Here is an 18677-nt window from a genome sequence, read left to right as displayed (position 1 = left end):
TTGACGCCTTCTTGACGGTGACCGGCATGGAGGGTACGGCGAAGACTGCCGGAAAGCGGCAATGCGGTGAGCGCTCAGCGTCGGCAGGATGAGGGCGAGGGGGAGCACGGATCCTGGTCCCGATGCCGGACACCGGCAGTTGGCGGCATCGGGACCCGGAGGTGCCGGTTCCGGCGCGGGTCGATCTCTGCTTCTGCGAGCCCGAGGGGGCTCGTCCTCCCGACCGCCAAGGACGTTGCTGATGAATCCCATGATCGTGGGCGTGGCCGTGCTCGCCGTCCTCTGCCTGCTCGCACTGCTCGTCGTCTCCCGGCTGTTCCGCAAGGTGGAGCAGGGCAAGGCGCTCATCGTCTCCAAGATGCGCAAGGTCGACGTGACCTTCACCGGGCAGGTCGTACTGCCGGTGCTGCACCGGGCCGAGGTGATGGACATCTCCGTCAAGGTCATCGAGATCACCCGGGCCGGCAAGGAAGGCCTGATCTGCCGGGACAACATCCGCGCGGACATCCGCATCTCGTTCTTCGTCAAGGTCAACAAGACCGTCGAGGACGTCGTCAAGGTCGCCCAGGCGGTCGGCACGGCGCGGGCGAGCGACCGGAACACCCTCCAGGAGCTCTTCCACGCGAAGTTCTCCGAGGCGCTGAAGACCGTCGGCAAGCAGATGGACTTCACCGACCTCTACACCAAGCGTGAGGAGCTTCGGTACCGGATCATCGAGGTCATCGGTGTCGACCTCAGCGGGTACCACCTGGAGGACGCGGCGATCGACTACCTGGAGCAGACGCCGCTGACCCAGCTCGACCCGGCCAACGTCCTGGACGCGCAGGGCATCCGGAAGATCACCGAGCTGACGGCCGTGGAGCACGTGCGCACCAACGAGGCCCAGCGCACCGAGGAGAAGGAGATCACCCGCCAGAACGTCGACGCCCGGGAGGCGATCCTGGAGCTGGAGCGCCGGCAGGTGGACGCCGAGACCAAGCAGAAGCGGGAGATCGAGACCGTACGGGCCCGCGAGGAGGCCGAGACGGCGCGGGTGGTGGAGGAGGAGCGGCTGCGCGCGCAGGGTGCCTTCCTGCGTACCGAGGAGCAGCTCGGCGTCCAGCGCGAGAACCAGGCCCGAGAGGTCGCCGTCGCCGCGAAGAACCGCGAACGGGTCATCGCCATCGAGAGCGAGCGCATCGAGAAGGACCGGCTCCTGGAGGTCATCGCCCGGGAGCGGGAGACCGAACTGACCCGGATCGCGGCCTCCAAGGAGGTCGAGGCGGAGAAGCGGGACATCGCCGAGGTCATCCGGGAGCGGGTCGCCGTGGACCGTACGGTCGCCGAGCAGGAGGAGTCCATCAAGAAGCTGCGCGCGGTGGAGGAGGCGGAGCGCGACCGGCAGACCGTGATCATCGCCGCCGAGGCCCAGGCGCAGGAGAGGCTGGTCAAGGACATCAAGGCGGCGGAGGCCGCCGAGCAGGCCGCCACCCACCGGGCGGCCGAGGAACTGACTCTGGCCGAGGCCCGGTTGAAGAGCGCCGATCTCGACGCGCAGGCCAAGCTGCGGCTCGCCGGGGCCATCCAGGCGGAGAGCGCGGCCCAGGGGCTGGCCGAGGTCCAGGTCCGCGACAAGGAGGCCGAGGTCATCGAGAAGGCCGGCCGCGCGGAGGCCGAGGCGACCCAGGCGCGGATGCGTGCGGAGGCGGAGGGGGCCAGGGCCAAGGCGCTCGCCGAGGCCGAGGGCGTCGGCGAGAAGCTGAAGGCCGAGGCGGCCGGTCTGACGGAGAAGGCGGCGGCGATGGCGGCGCTCGACGAGGCGTCCCGCGCGCACGAGGAGTACCGGCTGCGGCTGGAGGCCGAGAAGGACATCCGGCTCGCCGGCCTGGACGTGCAGCGTCAGGTCGCCGAGGCGCAGGCCACGGTGCTGGCCACCGGCCTGGAGAACGCCGACATCAGCATCGTCGGCGGCGAGTCCGTCTTCTTCGACCGGCTGATGTCCTCCATCGCGCTCGGCAAGGGCGTCGACGGCTTCGTCCAGCACTCCGAGACCGCCCAGGCCCTCGCGAAGCCGTACCTCGACGGCACGTCCAGCCTCGCCGACGACCTCGGCAGCGTCCTCGGTTCGGTCTCCACGGCCGACGTGCGGAACCTGACGGTGTCCGCGCTGCTGATGAAGCTGATGAAGTCGGGCGGCGCGCCCGCCGGCCAGGTGCAGAAGCTGCTCGAGAAGGCGGGCGAACTGGGCATCGCCGACGCCCCGTTGGCGTCCCTCAACGGCAGCGCCAAGGCCGTCTGAGTACCGTCGCGGAAGGGAACCCATGGCAACCGGGGCGGACAGCGGCGCGCACGATGCGCCGGACACGGGCACGCACGCGACGCCGGGCAGTGGCCCGCACGTAACGCCGGGCAGTGGCCCGCACGTAACGCCGGGCAGTGGCGCGCGCGATGCGCCGGACACGGGCACGCACGCGACGCCGGGCAGCGGCCCGCACGTAACGCCGGGCAGTGGCCCGCACGAGACGCCGGACAGGGGCACGCACGCGACGCCGGACAGGGGCACGCACGCGACGCCGGACAGGGGCACGCACGCGACGCCGGGCAGTGGCCCGCACGAGACGCTGGACGCGGGCACCTACGAGGTGCTGCGGGACCGGCTCGTCGCGCAGGCCGCCGAGCTCGCCCGGCGGGCCGAGGCACTCAACACCCGCAGGGTCGAGGAGTTCGGCTCGGCCCGGCTCGAACTCACCGGCACCGAGCGGCTGCACACCGCGCGCGCCGGTGTGCCCGCGGACGTCGTGGCCGTCGGGGAGACGCTGCTCGTCGGCTACAACACGGCGCACGCGGCCGGCACGGCCCCGGCGGCCACCGCGGCCGGCTCCGAGCCCGCCGTCGGCGACGTCTTCGCGCTGCGCGGCCGAGACCTCGGCCGGCTCCCCGAGGACGCCGTGCCGGGCCTCCTCGACGATCCCGCCTTCGTCCGCGAGTTCGAGGCCCTGTACCGCTACTACCGTCAGGCCACGCTCCTGCGGCTGCGCCGGGTCGAGGGCAGGCTGCTCGCGGTCTTCCGGACCGGTGAGAAGGCCGACGACATCCGCGTACTGCGCTGGGCGCTCGACGACGGGAAACGGGCGTCCTTCCTGGACGCGCGCGGCGACCGGGACCACGTCCTGCCGCCCTCCCACGACTTCACGTGGACCGGGGCGACCCGCGAGGACCACGTCCTCGGCCGTCACCCGCACGTCTCCGTCCGGGGCGAGGTCTTCGTCGCGACCGTCGGCGGCACGCTCACCGTCAAGGCGGAGAACGACACCGGGACGGGGGAGGGGATCCACAGCGAACCGGTCGTCGAGCCGCTGCAGTCCCTCGCCGACGCGGACATCGCCCACGCCCGGGTCGGCGCGCTGATCCTGCTGCGGATCCGCCCCTACAAGGAGGAGACCCACCGGTACCTGGTCTTCAACACCCTCACCCGGGAGGTGGTCCGCCGCGACGGCATCGGGCAGGCGTGCCGCCGCCTCCCCGACGACCAGGGCATCGTCTTCCCCGGCGGCCACTGCCTGGCCACCGGCGCCCACCGCACGTACGAACTCGACGTGAACGGACTGGAGTTCGAGCGAGAGACGCGCTCACCGAACGGCGAGGACGTCCTCTACGCGTTCCGGGCGTCCCACGCGGGCGCGGGGGGCCGCGCCCTGCTGCTGCCGTACAACCTGATCCGCAAGGAGGCCGCGACCCCGCTGTCCTGCCGGGGCTGGGCGCTGTTCGACGACGGCACGCTCACACTGCTGCGCACCGAGGACGGCGAGCCGGCCCGGGTGCATCCGGTCCAGCGGTGGTCCTCCCCGTACGTCTCCGACACGTACGCCGCCGACCGGCCCGCCGGCAGCGGCCCGCTGGCCCGCATCGGCAACGCCGACCTCGTCCGGGGCATCTCCGACTGCCTCTCCGTGACCCGTGCCGTCGCGGAGACCACCCCGACGAGCGGGGTGTACGAGGAACTGGCCGCCGCCTGCGCCCGGGCCGCCGACGCCCACCACTGGCTGGGCGACCCCGAGGCCGGTGACCTCGCGGACCCGTTGGAGCGGGTGCGGGAGACCGCCGAGCAGGTGCTCGCCGAGTTCGAGAACGTGCAGGCCCTGACCCGGCAGGCCGCCGACGCGCTCGACGAGGCCGACGCGCGGCTCGCCGCGGTGGTACGCCGGCTGCGCGGCGAGGCGCCGCGCGGGGCCGCGGCCTGGGTGGCCGGGCTGACCGAGCTGCGCCGGGCGCAGGGGCACCTGCTGACCCTCAGGGAGACCCGGTACACGGACACGGACCGCGTCGACGAACTCGCCGCCGGCGCCGAGGCCGACCTGGCCGCCTTCGGGCAGCGGGCCGTCACCCACCTGGCGCGCGAGGACGCCTTCGCCGGTCACCACGCGGACGTCGAGCGGCTCGTCGCGGACGCCGAGGCGATCGGAACCGCCGCCGAGGCCGGGCCCCTCGGGGCCCGCCTGGACGAACTGGCGGAGGGGCTCGGCGCGGTGACCGAGGTCGTCGCCGGGCTCGACATCGGCGACGCCACGGTCCGCACCGCCATCCTGGAGCGCGTCGCCGAGGCCCTCGGCGGGGTCAACCGCGCCCGGGCGGTTCTCGGCACCCGCCACCGCGCCCTGCGCGACCAAGAGGGCCGCGCCGGGTTCGCCGCCGAGTTCGCGCTGCTCGGTCAGGCGGTCACCGGCGCCCTCGCGGTGGCGGACAGCCCCGACGCGTGCGACGAGCGACTCGCCCGCCTGCTGGTCCAGGTGGAGAACCTCGAATCCAGGTTCGCCGACTTCGACGACTTCCTCGGCGAACTCGCGGACAAGCGCGACGAGATCCACGAGACGTTCTCCGCCCGCAAGCAGTCCCTCGCCGACGCCCGCGCCCGCCGCGCCGAGCGCCTGGCGGACTCGGCGGCCCGCGTCCTGCGCACGGTCGTCCGCCGCGCCGCGACGCTCGCCGACCCGGACGCCGTCACCACCTTCTTCGCCTCCGACCCGATGCCCGCCAAGGTCCGCCGCACCGCCGGGGAACTCCGCGAGCTGGGCGACCCGGTCCGCGCGGAGGAACTCGACGGACGCCTCGACGCCGCCCGCCAGGAGGCGTCCCGCGCCCTGCGCGACCGCGCCGACCTGTACGCCGACGACGGCCGCACCCTGCGCCTGGGCGGCCACCGCTTCGCCGTCAACACCCAGCCCCTCGACCTCACCCTCGTCCCGCACGGCGACGGCCTGGCCTTCGCCGTGACCGGGACCGACCACCGCTCACCGGTCACCGACCCGGACTTCGCCGCCACCCGCCCCTACTGGGACCGCCTGCTGCCGTCCGAGTCGCCCGAGGTCTACCGCGCCGAACATCTCGCCGCCCGCCTGCTCGACGCCCACGGCCCGGCCGCCCTCGCGCAGACCGACGACCTGCCCGCCCTCGTACGCGGCGCGGCCGAGGAGGCGTACGACGAGGGCTACGAACGGGGCGTCCACGACCACGACGCCACCCTGATCCTGACCGCTCTGCTGGGCTTGTACGACGCCGCCGGACCGCTCTGCCACGAGCCCGCCGCCCGCGCCGCCGCCCAGCTGTTCTGGGCGCACGGCACGACGTCCGGGGCCCGGCAGGACTGGCGGCGGCGCGCGGTCTCCCTGACCCGCGCCCGGGACACGTTCGGGCTCGCGCCCGCCCTCGACGACCTGCGGCGGGAACTGGCCGGGGCCATCACCGCGGAAGCCGTCGGCGAGGTCACCGGGGCGGTCACCGGAGAGATCGCGGAAGCCGCCGCCGCGTACCTCGTCGAGGAGCTCACCAGCGGCCCCGAAGGCTTCGTGCTCGGCGCCGGCACCCGCACCCTCCTGGACAAGTTCCGCCGCACGGTGGGCGGTCCGGCCTACGACGAGGACCTCGCCGCCCTCGCCGACCCCGCCGCCCGCCGCCAGCTCGTCGAGGCGTGGCTCACCGCGTACACCGCGTCCACGGGCACGGACACCACACCCGGCGACCTGGCCGAGGCGGTGGCCGCCGAACTCTGCCCGGACCTGCCCCGCTACCCGTGCGACGCCCCGCTGACCCGGACCGTACGGGGCCTGCTCGGCACCCATCCGCGCGTCAGCGGCCGCGCCCTCACGGTCCGCGTCGACGAACTCCTCGCCCGCACCCGCGCCTTCCGCGCCCACGACGTGCCCGGCCACCGCGCCTACCAGCGGCGCCGCGGCACCCTGGTGGCCGCGGAGCGGTCCCGGCTCCGCCTGGACGAGTTCCGCCCGCGCGTGATGACGGCCTTCGTCCGCAACCGGCTTCTCGACGAGGTGTACCTCCCGCTGGTCGGTGACAGCCTCGCCAAGCAGCTCGGCACCACGGACGCCGCGCACCGCACCGGCACGGGCGGGCTGCTCCTGCTCATCTCCCCGCCCGGCTACGGCAAGACGACGCTCATGGAGTACGTCGCCGACCGCCTCGGCCTCATGCTGGTGAAGATCAGCGGCCCGGCGCTGGGGCACGGCGTGACCTCGCTCGACCCGGCCGAGGCCCCGAACGCCACCGCCCGGCGCGAGATCGAGAAGGTCAACTTCGCGCTGGCGGCGGGCAGCAACACCCTCCTGTACCTGGACGACATCCAGCACACCTCGCCCGAGCTCCTCCAGAAGTTCATCCCGCTGTGCGACGCCACCCGCCGCGTCGACGGCGTACGGGACGGCGAGCCGCACACCTACGACCTGCGCGGCAAACGCTTCGCCGTCTGTATGGCCGGCAACCCCTACACCGAGTCCGGCAGCCGTTTCCAGGTGCCCGACATGCTCGCCAACCGCGCCGACGTCTGGAACCTCGGCGACGTCCTGACCGGCAAGCGGCCCGCCTTCGAACTGAGCTTCGTCGAGAACGCCCTCACCGCCAACCCGGTCCTGGCCCCGCTCGCCGGCCGCGACCGCGCCGACCTCGACCTGCTGCTCCGCCTCGCCGAGGACGACCCGACCGCCCGCACGGACCGGCTCGCCCACCCCTACGCCCCGGCCGAACTGGAACGCGTCCTCGCCGTCCTGCGCCACCTGCTCACCGCCCGCGCCACGGTCCTCGCGGTGAACGCCGCGTACATCGCCTCCGCCGCCCAGTCGGACGACACCCGCACCGAACCGCCGTTCCGGCTTCAGGGCTCGTACCGCAACATGAACAGGATCGCCCAGCGGATCCAGCCGGTCATGAACGACGCCGAGCTGTCGGCACTGATCCAGGACCACTACCGGGCCGAGGCCCAGACCCTCACCACGGGAGCGGAGGCGAACCTGCTGAAGCTGGCGGAACTGCGCGGCACGCTCACCGCCTCACAGGCCGCACGCTGGACCGGGCTGAAGGCCGCCCACCAGCGCGCCCAGGCGCTCGGCGGCCCGGAGGACGACCAGCTGACCCGTGCCGTCGCCGCCCTCGGCCTGCTCGCCGACCGGATCGCCGCCGTCCAGTCGGCGATCGACCGCGCCGCCGGCCCGCCGCACCGGCCGGCCGGTGCGCACGCCCGGCACGGGACCGGAGACGGGGAGCGGCCCTGACCTCGCCCTCCTACCTTCCCTCGATCTCCTGCCCTGCCGTTGTCTCCACCTCGTCGATGCCCTGGTCCAGGAAGGTGGCCAGGTTACGGGCCTCTTCCACGACGTCCTCCCGCTCCCGGGAGGACAGCGGGCGCAAGGGCGTGACGCTGAGTCGTCGTTCGTACGTGGTCCAGGTGGCGGCGACGCGTCCGTCGACGAGTACGGCGCGCAGGCCCGCGACGGACAGGCCGAGGTGGGCGTCGTCGATGACACGGCCGCGGTCGTGGTAGCCGAGGATCGCGTTGTCGAAGGCCGGGAGGAACCGGACGGGGGCGGGCGTGTCCGGGGACGGGCGTGGCGCGTCGGGCAGGTCGAGCAGTGTCCGCCCGCGTTCGTCGCGGAAGACGACCAGCTCGTCCCGGAGGGCCTTGACCGCGGCGGGCAGACCGGCCAGACCGCTCCAGGCGCGGATGTCCGCTGTGGCGGCGGGCCCGTAGGCGGCGAGATAACGGCGCACGAGTCGCTGTCCGACCGGGTCGTCGGCGTCGTCGGGCAGCGGGTCGGGATCGCGTGCGAGCCAGGTGGCCAGGGGGAGGTTCCGTACGCCTGCCGTCGTCTGCCACAGCCCGCGCGGGGGAAGCTGGACCATCGGGACGAGGGCGGCGACGAGGAGTTCGCCCAGGGCGCGGCGCGGTGGGCCGGGCCAGCGGTCCTGGACCTCACGGACCAGCTCGGTCATCGTGCGGGGCCGGTGGTCGGCCATGACCGCCCGGCCGGCCGCGGCGAGTTCGCCGGGGTCGATGCCGGCGAGTTCGCGTCGGTAGGTGGCCAGCACGCGTTGGCGCAGCATGGTGTCGTGACGGGACCGCCAGGCCAGTGCGTCGTCGCCGGTGACCAGGTGGACGGTGCGGCGCATCAGGTGGGTGCGCACGACGTGCCGGTCCGTCAGTGCCCGGTCGAGCCGGTCGGGTGTGAAGGCGTGCAGTCTCGACCACAGTCCGGTGAAGGGTTCCTGCGGTTCCTGGGCCTGCAGGCCGCCCAGGTGTGCCACCGCCTCCCGAACCGGGGTGCCGGTGCGTTCGAGCAGGTACTGGCGGGCGAGGGTGGCGCGGTTGAGAGCGCGCGCGCTGAGGACGGTCATGGCCCCCTGCCGGGTGGGTCGGACGGGTCGGGTGGGTCGGGCCGGGCGGCCGGGCGGGCCGCTGGGGCTGCTCGGCCGGCCGCTCGGGCCGCTCGGTCGGTCGGTCGGTTCCGGCGGGTCGGGGAGGGGATCAGCCGTTGTACGGGGCCGTCACGTCCAGGACCCAGGTCACGCCGAAGCGGTCGGTGAGCATGCCGTACAGCGGGGCCCACTGCGACGGTGCCAGAGGCTGCACCACCGTCGATCCCTCCGCCAGCTTCTGCCAGAGGGCACCGATCTCCTCGGGGTCGTCACCGCGCACGGAGACGAAGAACGAGCTGTCGCCCTGCTCCCAGGGCAGGTGGGAGGGCACGTCGTACGCCATGACGTGGAAGCCGTCGGCGCCCGCGACCTCGCCCCACACCACCCAGTCCGCCTCGTTCTCGTTCCGCGTGCCGCCCGCGTCCTTGTAGGTGACGGCGGTGACGCGCCCGCCGAAGACGGACTGGTAGTGGTCCAGCGCCGCCCGTGCGTCGCCCCGGAAGTTCAGGTGGGTGGTGGTCGTGACGGACATGGTCGTCTCCTTGTTTCTCCGGCGGCTCGCCTGATCTCCGGCGGCTCGTGGAACCCACCGTCCCAGGGGTAGCGGACAGGTTGTGTCCTGTACCGCGGGCACACTGGGGGGCATGCGGAAGACGTCCTCGCGGTTGCTGTCACTGCTCTCACTGCTTCAGACGCACCGCGACTGGTCCGGTGACGACCTCGCCGAGCGGCTCGGCATCACCCCGCGCACCGTGCGCCGCGACATCGACCGCCTGCGGGAACTCGGCTACCCGATCCGTGCCTTCAAGGGCCCCGCCGGGGGCTACCGCCTGGACGCCGGCTCGCAGTTGCCCCCGCTGCTGTTCGACGACGGTCAGGCCGTCGCCCTGGCCCTGGCCCTGCAGTCCGCGGTCACCGGCACCGCGATCGGCGAGGACGCCGCACGGGCCCTGGCCACCGTCCGCCAGGTCATGCCGCCCCGCCTGCGCCGGCGGATCGACATGCTGCGGGTCACCGCCGTCCCGTCACCCGGGACCGGCGACGTGTCCCCGGCCGGCACGCGGCTCCTCATGGAGCTGAGCCGCGTCGTCCACGCCCGTGAGGAACTGCGCTTCGACTACGGGAGCGACTGTGCCGGCCCGGACGAGCGGCCCCGCCGCACGCAGCCGCACCGCCTCGTCACCTGGCGCGGCCACTGGTACCTGATCGCCTGGGACCTGGACCGTGACGACTGGCGCACCTTCCGCGTCGACCGCGTACGTCCCCGCATCCCCACCGGCCCGCGCTTCACCCCGCGCGACCTCCCCGGCGACGACGTGGCCGCGTTCGTCACGGGCCGCTTCCGGGGCACCGACGGCTCCACCGCCGACTGGCCCTGCCGTGGAGAGGTCGTCCTCGGCCTCCCCGCGCGGAGCGTGGCGCCCTTCGCGCGGGACGGAGTCGTCGAAGAACTCGGCCCGGACCGCTGCCGCCTGACGCTCGGCTCCTGGTCGTGGACCGGTCTCGCCGCCGCCGTCTGCCGCTTCGACACCCGCATCGAGGTCGTCGGCCCGCCAGAGCTGACCAGCGCCTTCGCGGAACTCGCCGCGCGCTGCGCCGACGCCGCGGGCACGACCGGGACGTCGTAGGGTCCGAGGACGCTCAGCCGCGCGGTCGCGCCCTGACCCACACGGAGGAGCGACATCCCTGTGCGGTCCACCGGATGTTCGGTCGCACGCGGGAGCATGCGGCGTGCGGGGCGAGCATCGGCGTCAGTTCCCCGAGTGGTTTGGCCGTCGGCCCCGGCGATCGGAGGCCACCGCCCCCCTATCTTCTCCCTGGGTAGTCGTACGGCTACCCGGTGTGAAAGGGGAGAGGTATGCGTTTCACGTCCATGGGGCGGCCGGCGGCCGTTGCCGCGAGCGCTGTTCTGCTGCTCGGCGGGGCCGTCACCTCGGCGCAGGCGGCGGCGCCCGGGCCCGTCCTGTACTCGATCGACTTCTCCAACCCCCAGGAGCGCGACGACAACGACCTGCCCGAGCCCTACGGACGGGTCTTCCTCCAGGCGCCCTGGGGCCAGCAGACCGCACTCTGGGAGCACCCGGACGTCGACGACAACACGCCCACGCTCCCGCGCTACCCGGACTCCGGCCCCTATGAGCTGAGGTACGCCGACCACCTCGTCACCGAGGTGTGTGCCTTCGTGGGCGAGGACGACACCGGCATCAACGACGACGACGTCCTCGCCGCCGGCTGCGTGTCGGTCGACGGCCCGGGCAGCTACACCGTCCGGGGCGACGACGGTTCCGTCACGGTCAACCTGTACGAAGTCTGACGACCGGCCCCTGCCGCGACCTCACCACGAAGGCCACGGCAGGGGCCGCCCGGCAGGAGCCGAACGACGTTCAACCGGCCGTCGCCCGGGTCGTGGTCGACGGCCGCCACTCTCGCCGGATCAATCCGAACACCCAGGAGTCGGACGTCTCGCCGTTCACGACGCAGTCCTCCCGCAACGTCCCTTCACGCATGAACCCGATCTTCTCCAGAACCCGGCCGGACGCCGCGTTGCGCGTATCGGCCTCGGCCTGAACCCGGTTCAGGTCCAGTGTGTCGAACGCCCACCGCAGCAGGGCGTGCGCGGCCTCCGTCGCGTAGCCGTGGCCCCACATCGCCTCGTCGAGGCAGTAGCCCAACGACGCGCTGCGGTAGACCGGGTTCCATTCGGTCAGACCGCACCAGCCGACGAAGGCACCGTCGGAAGCACGGTCGACGGCCACCCGCGCCCCGGTGCCTTCCTCCGACATCTTCCGGCATGTCGCGAGGAAGCGCTCGGCGCGGGCCCGCTCCTTCCACGGTGGGGAATCCCAGTAGCGCATCACGTGGGTACTGCTGTGGAGCGCGAAGAGCGGGTCCGCGTCGGCGTCGGTGAAGGGTCGCAGTCGCAGGCGATCGGTCCGCAGTACGGGAGTGGCCAGAGTCATGCGCCCCATCTTGCGTCCGCACGAGGCGGGTTGGAACACCGGCCGGGAGTCGTGGTTCCCGCTGTGAGACGGTCAGGCGGCGGTGTGCTGGTAGGCCGGGTAGGTGAGGTATCCGGCGTCGCCGCCCTGGTAGAAGGTGTTCTCGTCGGCGGGGGCGAGGGGAAGGCTGGAGCGCAGGCGTTCGACCAGGTCGGGGTTGGCGAGGAAGCCGCGGCCGAAGGCGATCAGGTCGGCGCCCAGGTTCAGCCAGTGGTCGGCTTCCGTCCGCCCGGTCTGCTTCGGGCCGCCGGGCACGGTGGGGTTGACGATCAGGGTGCCGGGCCAGGCCTCGCGCAGTCGCAGGAGTACGTCCTCGTCGGTGGTGGCCTCCAGGTGTACGTATGCGAGGTCGAGGCGGGCCAGTTCGGTCAGCAGAGCGGTGTTCAGCTCGGCCGCGTCGTCCTCGGTCACCCCCCAGATGCCGCCGCCGGGCGACAGACGGATGCCGGTACGGGCCGCGCCCACGGACTCGACGGTCGCGGCGACCGCCTCGACGGCGAAACGGATCCGGTTGGTGATCGAGCCGCCGTAGCGGTCGTCGCGCAGGTTGGCGTTGGACGACAGGAACTGGGAGATCAGGTAGCCGTTGGCGCCGTGCAGTTCGACCCCGTCGAAGCCCGCGTCGACGGCACGGCGGGCGGCGTCGGCGTAGGACCGGATGTGCTCGGGGATCTCGTCGGTCCCCAGGGCCCGCGGCACGGGCATCGGCTGCGGGCCGCTCGGGGTGAACACGTTGCCCTCGCCGGTCACGGCCGAGGGGCCGACCGGCTGGAGGCCGGTGGTCTCGTGGTGCGAGACCCGGCCGCCGTGCATGATCTGGGCGAACACGCGTCCGCCGTTGGTGTGGACCGCGTCGGTCACCTGCCGCCAGGAGTCCGTCTGCTCGTCGGTGTGCAGGCCGGGTGTGCCCGGGTTGGACTGTCCGACGCGGCTGGGCTGGACGCCTTCCGTGACGATCAGTCCGGCCGTGGCGCGCTGCGCGTAGTAGGTGGCCATGGAGGGGGTGGCCAGACCGCCGGCGGCGGCCCGGACGCGGCTCATGGGGGCCATGACGGTCCGGTTGGGCAACGTGAGCTCGCCGAGACGGTAGCTGCTGAACAGGGACGGCATGTCGGTTCTCCTCGCGTACGCGTGCGCTCCGGCTGCCGAAGCGCATGCGTACGCTAAAACCTGACACTGATGTCAGAGGCAAATGAGGGGACCGGCCGCCCAGGGCTCGCTTCCGGCGGCGGCAGGCCGCACTCGTCCCGGTCGTCCAGGCGCGGCTGGAAGCCGCCCCCGGCCCGGCCCCCGACCCGCGTGCCAAGGCGACCATCGCGACGGTCCTCGCCTGCGCCGACACGGCGACCGAGCTGTACGTCGGACACGACGGACGGCTCGACCTGGCAGACCTCTACGACCGGTGTCCCGCGGCGGTGCGGGGCACCGGTTGAGGCGCGCGTCCGGGCAGACACGGCAACAACCCGTGCCGGACGGTGTCGCTCAGCCGCGTGGCGCTCAGTGATAGGCGTGGACGACGGCGTGGCCCTTGCCGCGGCCGATCATCCACTTGTTGACCGGCGTGGTGATCACGAAGGCCACGGCGAACCCGCCGAGCAGCGCGTACCAGAACAGTCCGTCCGACAGGTGCGCGTCCATCGCGCCCGGTGTCAGCGCGATGATGCCGTTGTCGACCAGTTCCATCACCGCGATGGAGACGGTGTCGGCGGCCAGCGCGACCTTGATCGCCGCCTTCAGGGACACTCCGGCGCGCACCACCGCGAAGAGGGTGAAGGAGTAGCCGAAGACGAAGGCCAGGGTGATGGCCAGCGCCATCGTCGGCACGTTGCCCCACATCAGCGCGGTGCCGATGACCATGCCGAGGATCTCACCGATGGCACACCCCGTGAGGCAGTGCAGGGTCGCCTTCATCGCCGTCGCCCAGGTCGTGCCGTGGCCGTGGCCGCCCGCAGGGGAGGCGTGGTGGTGTGCGGTACCGGAGTGGTGCGTGCTGTGGTCCATGACTCTCATCCCCATTCGACGACCCGCAAGGCCCCTCGTGGCCCCACAGCGGAAACAATATACCCCTAGGGGGTATATTCCCGGGTGTGATCGGAATCGATGGCGGGTGACGGAGGAGCGCTACGTCGCCGGACCGGAGGCCGTGACGGCGTCACCCATGGGCTGCCTCCCGACTCGGTGGTCTGGTCACGGGACCGTGGGATCACGGGGTCACGGGGTCACGATGGGGAAGTTGGGGTCGGGTTCGTCCAGGACCGACAGCAGCGTCCGGAGCGCGGTCGGGTCCCCGCGGTGCTCGATGCCGTCCAGGCCGGTCCCGCCTGCCAGCAGTCCCATCAGCCGCGGTTTGGTCAGCGAGAGCGTCAGGTCGGCGCTACCGTCGGCGCGCTCGGTGCGGTAGTGGACGAGGACTCCGTTGCGCAGGGTCACCTGGTGGCGTTCGCCGAGGTCGGTGAGGTGCCAGTGCGTGGACACCGAGTGCTCCCACGCCTCGGGGCCGTTGACCCGGATGGCGAGGGAGTCGAAGACCTGGTCCACGCTGAGCGCGGACGCCATGCTGCCGGCGGCGATCGGGACCTGCTTCACGCCCTCGCGCAGCTCCCGCGCGGCCGTGAGGTAGTTGTTGCGCCACGTCCCGCACTCGGCGCCGTGCCCGAGCCGCTCGAAGACCCGCGCCAGCAGCTCCTTCGCCTCGGTGCTCTCCGGGGCGGCGAAGGTGGCGTGCTTGAGGAGCTGGGCGGCGAAGCGCAGGTCGCCGTCGTCGGCGTAGGAGCGCGCCTTGTCCAGTACGGCGTCAAGGCCGCCCATGCACTCGACGTACCGTTCGGCGCTCGCGGTCGGCGGGTGCTCCCACAGCGAGGCCGGATGGCCGTCGTACCAGCCCATGTAGCGCTGGTAGATCGCCTTGACGTTGTGGCTGACCGAGCCGTAGTAGCCGCGCGCGTGCCAGGACTTCTCGAGAACGGGCGGCAGCTGGATGATCTCGGCGATCTCGGTGCCGGTGTGGCCCTGGTTGGTCAGCCGCAGGGTCTGGTCGTGCAGGTAGGCGTAGAGGTCGCGCTGCTCGGACAGGAACCGTTGGAGGCGGTCGGTGCCCCAGGTCGGCCAGTGGTGGGAGGCGAACAGGACGTCGGAGTCGTCGCCGAAGAGCTGGATCGCCTCGGTGAGGTAGCGCGACCAGACCCGTGCGTCGCGGACCACGGCGCCGCGCAGGGTCAGGATGTTGTGCAGGTTGTGGGTGGCGTTCTCCGCCATGCACAGGGCACGCCGCTCGGGGAGGTGGAAGTTCATCTCGGAGGGCGCCTCGGTGTCCGGTGTCAGCTGGAACCGGAACAGCACCCCGTCCAGCCGCTCCTCCTGCCCGGTCCGGGTGATCTCCAGCGTCGGCGGCAGCAGGCTCGGCATGCCCTGCGAGGCGGTGAAGCCGAGTCCCACGCCGATGAGGCCCTCCGGGCCCGGGGGCAGGTCGCTGCCGGTGTGGTAGACACTGCGCCGCAGCATGGCCGTACCGGCGTACACGTTCTCCGCGACCGCGTGCTCCATCAGCCCCTGGGGCGCGACGATCGGCACGTCCGCGCCCTCGTCGACGACGCCGAGGGTGCCGCCGAAGTGGTCGATGTGCGAGTGAGTGAAGAGCACCGCGGTGACCGGGCGGTCGCCGCGGTGCGCTCGGTACAGGGTCAGTGCCTCGCGGGCGCACTCGGCCGAGACCAGCGGGTCGACCACGACGACACCGCGCTCGCCCTCGATCAGCGTCATGTTGGACAGGTCGAAACCGCGCACCTGGTAGACCCCGTCGGTCACCTCGTACAGTCCGGCGCGGGCGCACAACCGCGACTGCCGCCACAGGCTCGGATTCGCGGTCCCGGGGCAGTCGCCGTCCAGGAACGCGGTGGCCCCGAAGTCCCATACCACCCGCCCGTCGTCGGCGGTGACTACCGGCCCGGCGGGTGGTGCGACCAGTCCCCGGTCGGCGTCCTCGAAGTCGGTACGGTCCTCGAAGTCGGGCAGTTCGGGGGCGGGGGACCGGTCGGACACGCTCACACTGGCCTCCTGGACGCGTGCGGGGCACGGCGGACGGTCGCCGTCGCTTCGTCCGCACCATTCTCGGTACGGCCGCGGGAGACGACTCGCCGGATTCGGCCGGGCGGGTGACGTGCCGATGGCCCGGTACGGGCATCGGCGCCGACAGTTCAGCTGCCGACCGCTGGTTCTTCCGCGAGGTGCGGGTGACACCCGCGATGACGGCGGTGGCCAGCACCCGGCCAGCCGAAGGCGATCAGCAGGTAGGCCGGCCACTGGCGGCTGTCCTCCGACCAGTACCAGGCCGTGCGCCGGCCGCTGTCCGGCCAGGAGGACACGGCGGGCGTCGTCGTGGCCGGCCTTCCGGTACCAGCTCGCCGGCCGCTCGTAGGGCTACGGGTTGTAGCCGGGGCTGCGTCGTAGCCACGCCACCCGTCGGGCAACGGAGTCGCGCCGCCCCACCGCCTCCCGTCGCTCGCCGCCTCTGTCCGCCTTCGGTTCGGCGTTCACGGATCTACCGCTCGCCTTCGGCGGCCGGCCGCGGCGTCTCGTAGACGTATGTGAGGGCGGTCTCCAGGAGGTGGCGCAGCTGGGCCGGTGTCGGGGCGACGGCGGTGGCGATGAGGGCCTGGGGGTCGGCGAGTGGGGTCAGTACGGCGTGTCCCTCTGCCGGGTCGTCACCGATGACGTGCGGCTCCTGGGGCGTGTCCAGTCCTGGGTCGACCAGGAGGAGCTGCCCGGTCGCCCGGTGGGCCCCGAGGACGGCGGGGCCGTCCCACGCCGGCGCCGGGTGGCCGTAGGCGGTGTGCTGGTCGAGGAGCGGTCGTCCGCCGCGGCGCACGGTCAGGCGGGTGGTGAGCAGGCCCGGCGGTTCCTCCGAGCGGCCCAGGAGCTGTTCCTCCCGCAGGAGCAGGCGGGCGGTGGGGGCGAGGTCTACGGCGAACGTCTGGTGCAGGGTGCTGCCCCGGGTACTGATCAGGGGCTCGGGCAGCCAGTGCAGGGACGCGTCGTCGTCCACCCTGATCCGTACGTCGTACGTGGCTGGGGCGGTGGTGGGGCCGCGCAGGGCGATGGTGGCGGCCGCGCTCGTCACCTCCAGCAGGGTGCGTGCCTCGGCGGTGATGTCGAGGGCGAGCCGGTCTCCGCCGAGCGGCGCGCTCATCGCGCCGAGTACGCGGACACGCGCCTGCTCTCCGCGGGCCCGTAGCCGACGCAGGTGGAAGGGGCCGTCGCTGTGCAGGAGCGGGACCGTCGTGGTGCGGCCGTTGTGGGTGGCCCGGATCCGGGCGGTGGCGGCGACTCCGGACGGGTGCGCCGCGGCGGGTCCGGCGGAGCGCCGGCCGTGTGGGCCACCGGCGGCTCGGAGGGGCTCGCCGGACGGCGCCGGGATCGCCGTCGGCGTCCGCGCGGTGGTGACGTTCACCGGGTGGATCCGGTGGTGTGCCAGGCGGCGAGGCAGCCGGTGACCCAGTCGGCGACCGGTTGGACGCCGTCGGTGCTGGTGAGGCTGGTGAAGGCGTACGGCAGGTCCCCCCGCTGCTTGCGGGTGTCGGCCCTCATGGTGTCCAGGTCGACGCCGACGTAGGGGGCCAGGTCGGTCTTGTTGACGAGGAGGAGGTCGGCCGTGGTGATGCCGGGGCCGCCCTTGCGGGGGATGTCGTCGCCGCTGGCCACGTCGATGACGAAGACCTGGGTGTCGACGAGCCCGCGGGAGAAGGTCGCGGTGAGGTTGTCTCCGCCGGACTCGATGAGGATCAGGTCGAGCGGGCGCAGGGTCTGCTCGAGCTCCTCGACCGCTTCGAGGTTGGCGGAGATGTCGTCGCGGATGGCGGTGTGCGGGCAGGCTCCGGTCTCCACGGCGGTGATCCGCTCGGGCGGCAGGACGGCCTCGCGGCGCAGGAAGGCGGCGTCCTCCTGGGTGTAGATGTCGTTGGTGACCACGGCGATGGAGAACCGGTCGCGCAGGGTGCGGCACAGGGCGGCCACGGTCGCGGTCTTGCCCGAGCCGACGGGCCCGCCGAAGCCGATGCGCAGGGCGCGGCGGCTGCCGTCGGCGAGCAGCGGCTCGGCGCTGTGGGTGTGGCGGTGCGGCATGGTCACGGAGTGGTCGAGATGCACAGGGATGCTCCAGGCAACGGTCAGGGCCGGTCAGGTCCGGTCAGGGCTGGTGAGGCGACTGGTGAGGCAGCTGGTCAGGCTGGTGAGGCGGCTGGTGCGGCTGGTCAGGAGGCGAAGAGCCGGACGGGCCAGGCGGCGTGCTGCTCAGCGGTGATGTCCAGCAGGGGAGCGGACGCGGCGGGCAGGGCGGCGACCCCCTCCGCCGCCACCCGCCCCGCCGCGTCGGCCGCGGTGTCGGCGACGGTGTCGAGTTCGTCGGCGAGCCGCGCCAGGACGGCGGTCGCGTCGAACGGGTCCAGGCTCAGCAGGCGTACCGCGGCGGTCGCCGGACCGCCCACGCTCTCGTAGGCGGCGGCCTGGGCCGCGTCGAGCGGAGTGAGCCCGGCGGCGCGGGCGGTGACGCCGAGCACGACCGGCTGGTGGGCGCCCTGGGGCCGATGCCGGGCGAGGTGGTCGAGGTCGGCGCTGGGCCAGGTGGCCCGGGCCGCGCGCATCAGTTGCCGGCCCAGGCGGCGTGCGATCCGGCGCAACGCCGGTACGGGGGTACGGGTGTCGGCGGCCTCGTCCAGGGCGAGGGCGTCGTGGCCGTCGGCGGCCGCCGCGGCGAGGCCGGCCGCGACCAGTCCGGCGGTGTGCAGCCGCCCCCGGCAGAACGCCTCCAGGCTCGCGGTGTCGTGGACCCGGCCGGAGGCGACGGCGGCCTCCATGCCACCGGAATGGGCGTGCCCGCCGGCGGGGAAGCGGCCGTCGGCCAGGACGAGCAGGGCAGTGCGGCTCATGGGGTGGCGGGACCGCCTTTCGCGAGGAGGTGCCGGGGCCGGCCGCGCGAGCGTGACCGGGCCCCGGCCGAGATGGCCGGCA

13 protein-coding genes are annotated in these 18677 nt (G+C 73.1%); 4 read left to right on the top strand and 9 right to left on the bottom strand.

Going from position 1 to position 18677, the window contains the following annotated elements; translation table 11 throughout:
* Positions 1 to 241: 241 nt before the first annotated feature.
* Both QC283_RS30650 and QC283_RS30645 read left to right on the top strand, forming a co-directional pair.
* The gene (locus tag QC283_RS30650; RefSeq protein ID WP_279564988.1) at positions 242 to 2278 is read left to right on the top strand and encodes a flotillin family protein; all 2037 of its coding nucleotides are present in this window, start codon (positions 242 to 244) and stop codon (positions 2276 to 2278) included.
* A 22-nt stretch (positions 2279 to 2300) separates the two neighbouring features.
* Positions 2301 to 7535 carry a DNA repair ATPase gene (locus tag QC283_RS30645; protein WP_279564987.1) on the top strand — a complete coding sequence of 1745 codons (5235 nt, stop codon included), beginning with the start codon at positions 2301 to 2303 and terminating at the stop codon, positions 7533 to 7535.
* 10 nt (positions 7536 to 7545) lie between these two features.
* Here the strand turns inward: QC283_RS30645 and QC283_RS30640 are convergent, their stop codons facing one another.
* Entirely contained in the window at positions 7546 to 8655 is a 1110-nt protein-coding gene (locus QC283_RS30640; protein WP_279564986.1) for a winged helix DNA-binding domain-containing protein, read from the bottom strand.
* Positions 8656 to 8785: 130 nt separating this feature from the next.
* Positions 8786 to 9208: a VOC family protein gene (locus QC283_RS30635; RefSeq protein WP_279564985.1), complete on the bottom strand. Its 423-nt coding sequence runs from the start codon at positions 9206 to 9208 to the stop codon at positions 8786 to 8788.
* Between the two features lie 112 nt (positions 9209 to 9320).
* On the opposite strand from QC283_RS30635, the gene QC283_RS30630 reads away from it, so the two are divergent.
* Both QC283_RS30630 and QC283_RS30625 read left to right on the top strand, forming a co-directional pair.
* A complete protein-coding gene (locus QC283_RS30630) occupies positions 9321 to 10304 on the top strand; it encodes a helix-turn-helix transcriptional regulator (RefSeq protein ID WP_279564984.1) in 984 nt (327 codons plus the stop codon).
* Between the two features lie 230 nt (positions 10305 to 10534).
* Positions 10535 to 10990, top strand: a complete 456-nt coding sequence (locus tag QC283_RS30625) for a hypothetical protein (protein ID WP_279564983.1) — start codon at positions 10535 to 10537, stop codon at positions 10988 to 10990.
* 70 nt (positions 10991 to 11060) lie between these two features.
* Here the strand turns inward: QC283_RS30625 and QC283_RS30620 are convergent, their stop codons facing one another.
* From QC283_RS30620 to QC283_RS30590, 7 genes are all read right to left on the bottom strand, one after another.
* Positions 11061 to 11636, bottom strand: coding sequence for a GNAT family N-acetyltransferase (locus tag QC283_RS30620; RefSeq protein WP_279564982.1), 576 nt, complete (start codon positions 11634 to 11636; stop codon positions 11061 to 11063).
* Between the two features lie 72 nt (positions 11637 to 11708).
* Positions 11709 to 12785, bottom strand: a complete 1077-nt coding sequence (locus QC283_RS30615) for an alkene reductase (RefSeq protein WP_279564981.1) — start codon at positions 12783 to 12785, stop codon at positions 11709 to 11711.
* A 387-nt stretch (positions 12786 to 13172) separates the two neighbouring features.
* Positions 13173 to 13676 (bottom strand): DUF4396 domain-containing protein, encoded by a 504-nt coding sequence (locus QC283_RS30610; RefSeq protein ID WP_279564980.1) that lies wholly within the window; start codon positions 13674 to 13676, stop codon positions 13173 to 13175.
* A gap of 210 nt (positions 13677 to 13886) precedes the next feature.
* Entirely contained in the window at positions 13887 to 15719 is a 1833-nt protein-coding gene (locus QC283_RS30605) for an alkyl/aryl-sulfatase (protein ID WP_279564979.1), read from the bottom strand.
* 493 nt (positions 15720 to 16212) lie between these two features.
* Entirely contained in the window at positions 16213 to 17121 is a 909-nt protein-coding gene (locus QC283_RS30600) for an urease accessory protein UreD (RefSeq protein ID WP_279564978.1), read from the bottom strand.
* Positions 17118 to 17816, bottom strand: a complete 699-nt coding sequence (gene ureG / locus QC283_RS30595) for an urease accessory protein UreG (RefSeq protein WP_279564977.1) — start codon at positions 17814 to 17816, stop codon at positions 17118 to 17120. Before ureG ends, QC283_RS30600 begins: the two co-directional genes overlap by 4 nt.
* Before the next feature lie 104 nt (positions 17817 to 17920).
* Positions 17921 to 18595, bottom strand: a complete 675-nt coding sequence (locus tag QC283_RS30590) for an urease accessory protein UreF (RefSeq protein WP_279564976.1) — start codon at positions 18593 to 18595, stop codon at positions 17921 to 17923.
* Between the last annotated feature and the right edge of the window lie 82 nt (positions 18596 to 18677).

This window comes from Streptomyces sp. DH41 (genome assembly GCF_029813785.1).
In the GTDB taxonomy this organism is placed as follows: domain Bacteria; phylum Actinomycetota; class Actinomycetes; order Streptomycetales; family Streptomycetaceae; genus Streptomyces.
This window is presented reverse-complemented; position numbering and strand designations above follow the sequence as displayed.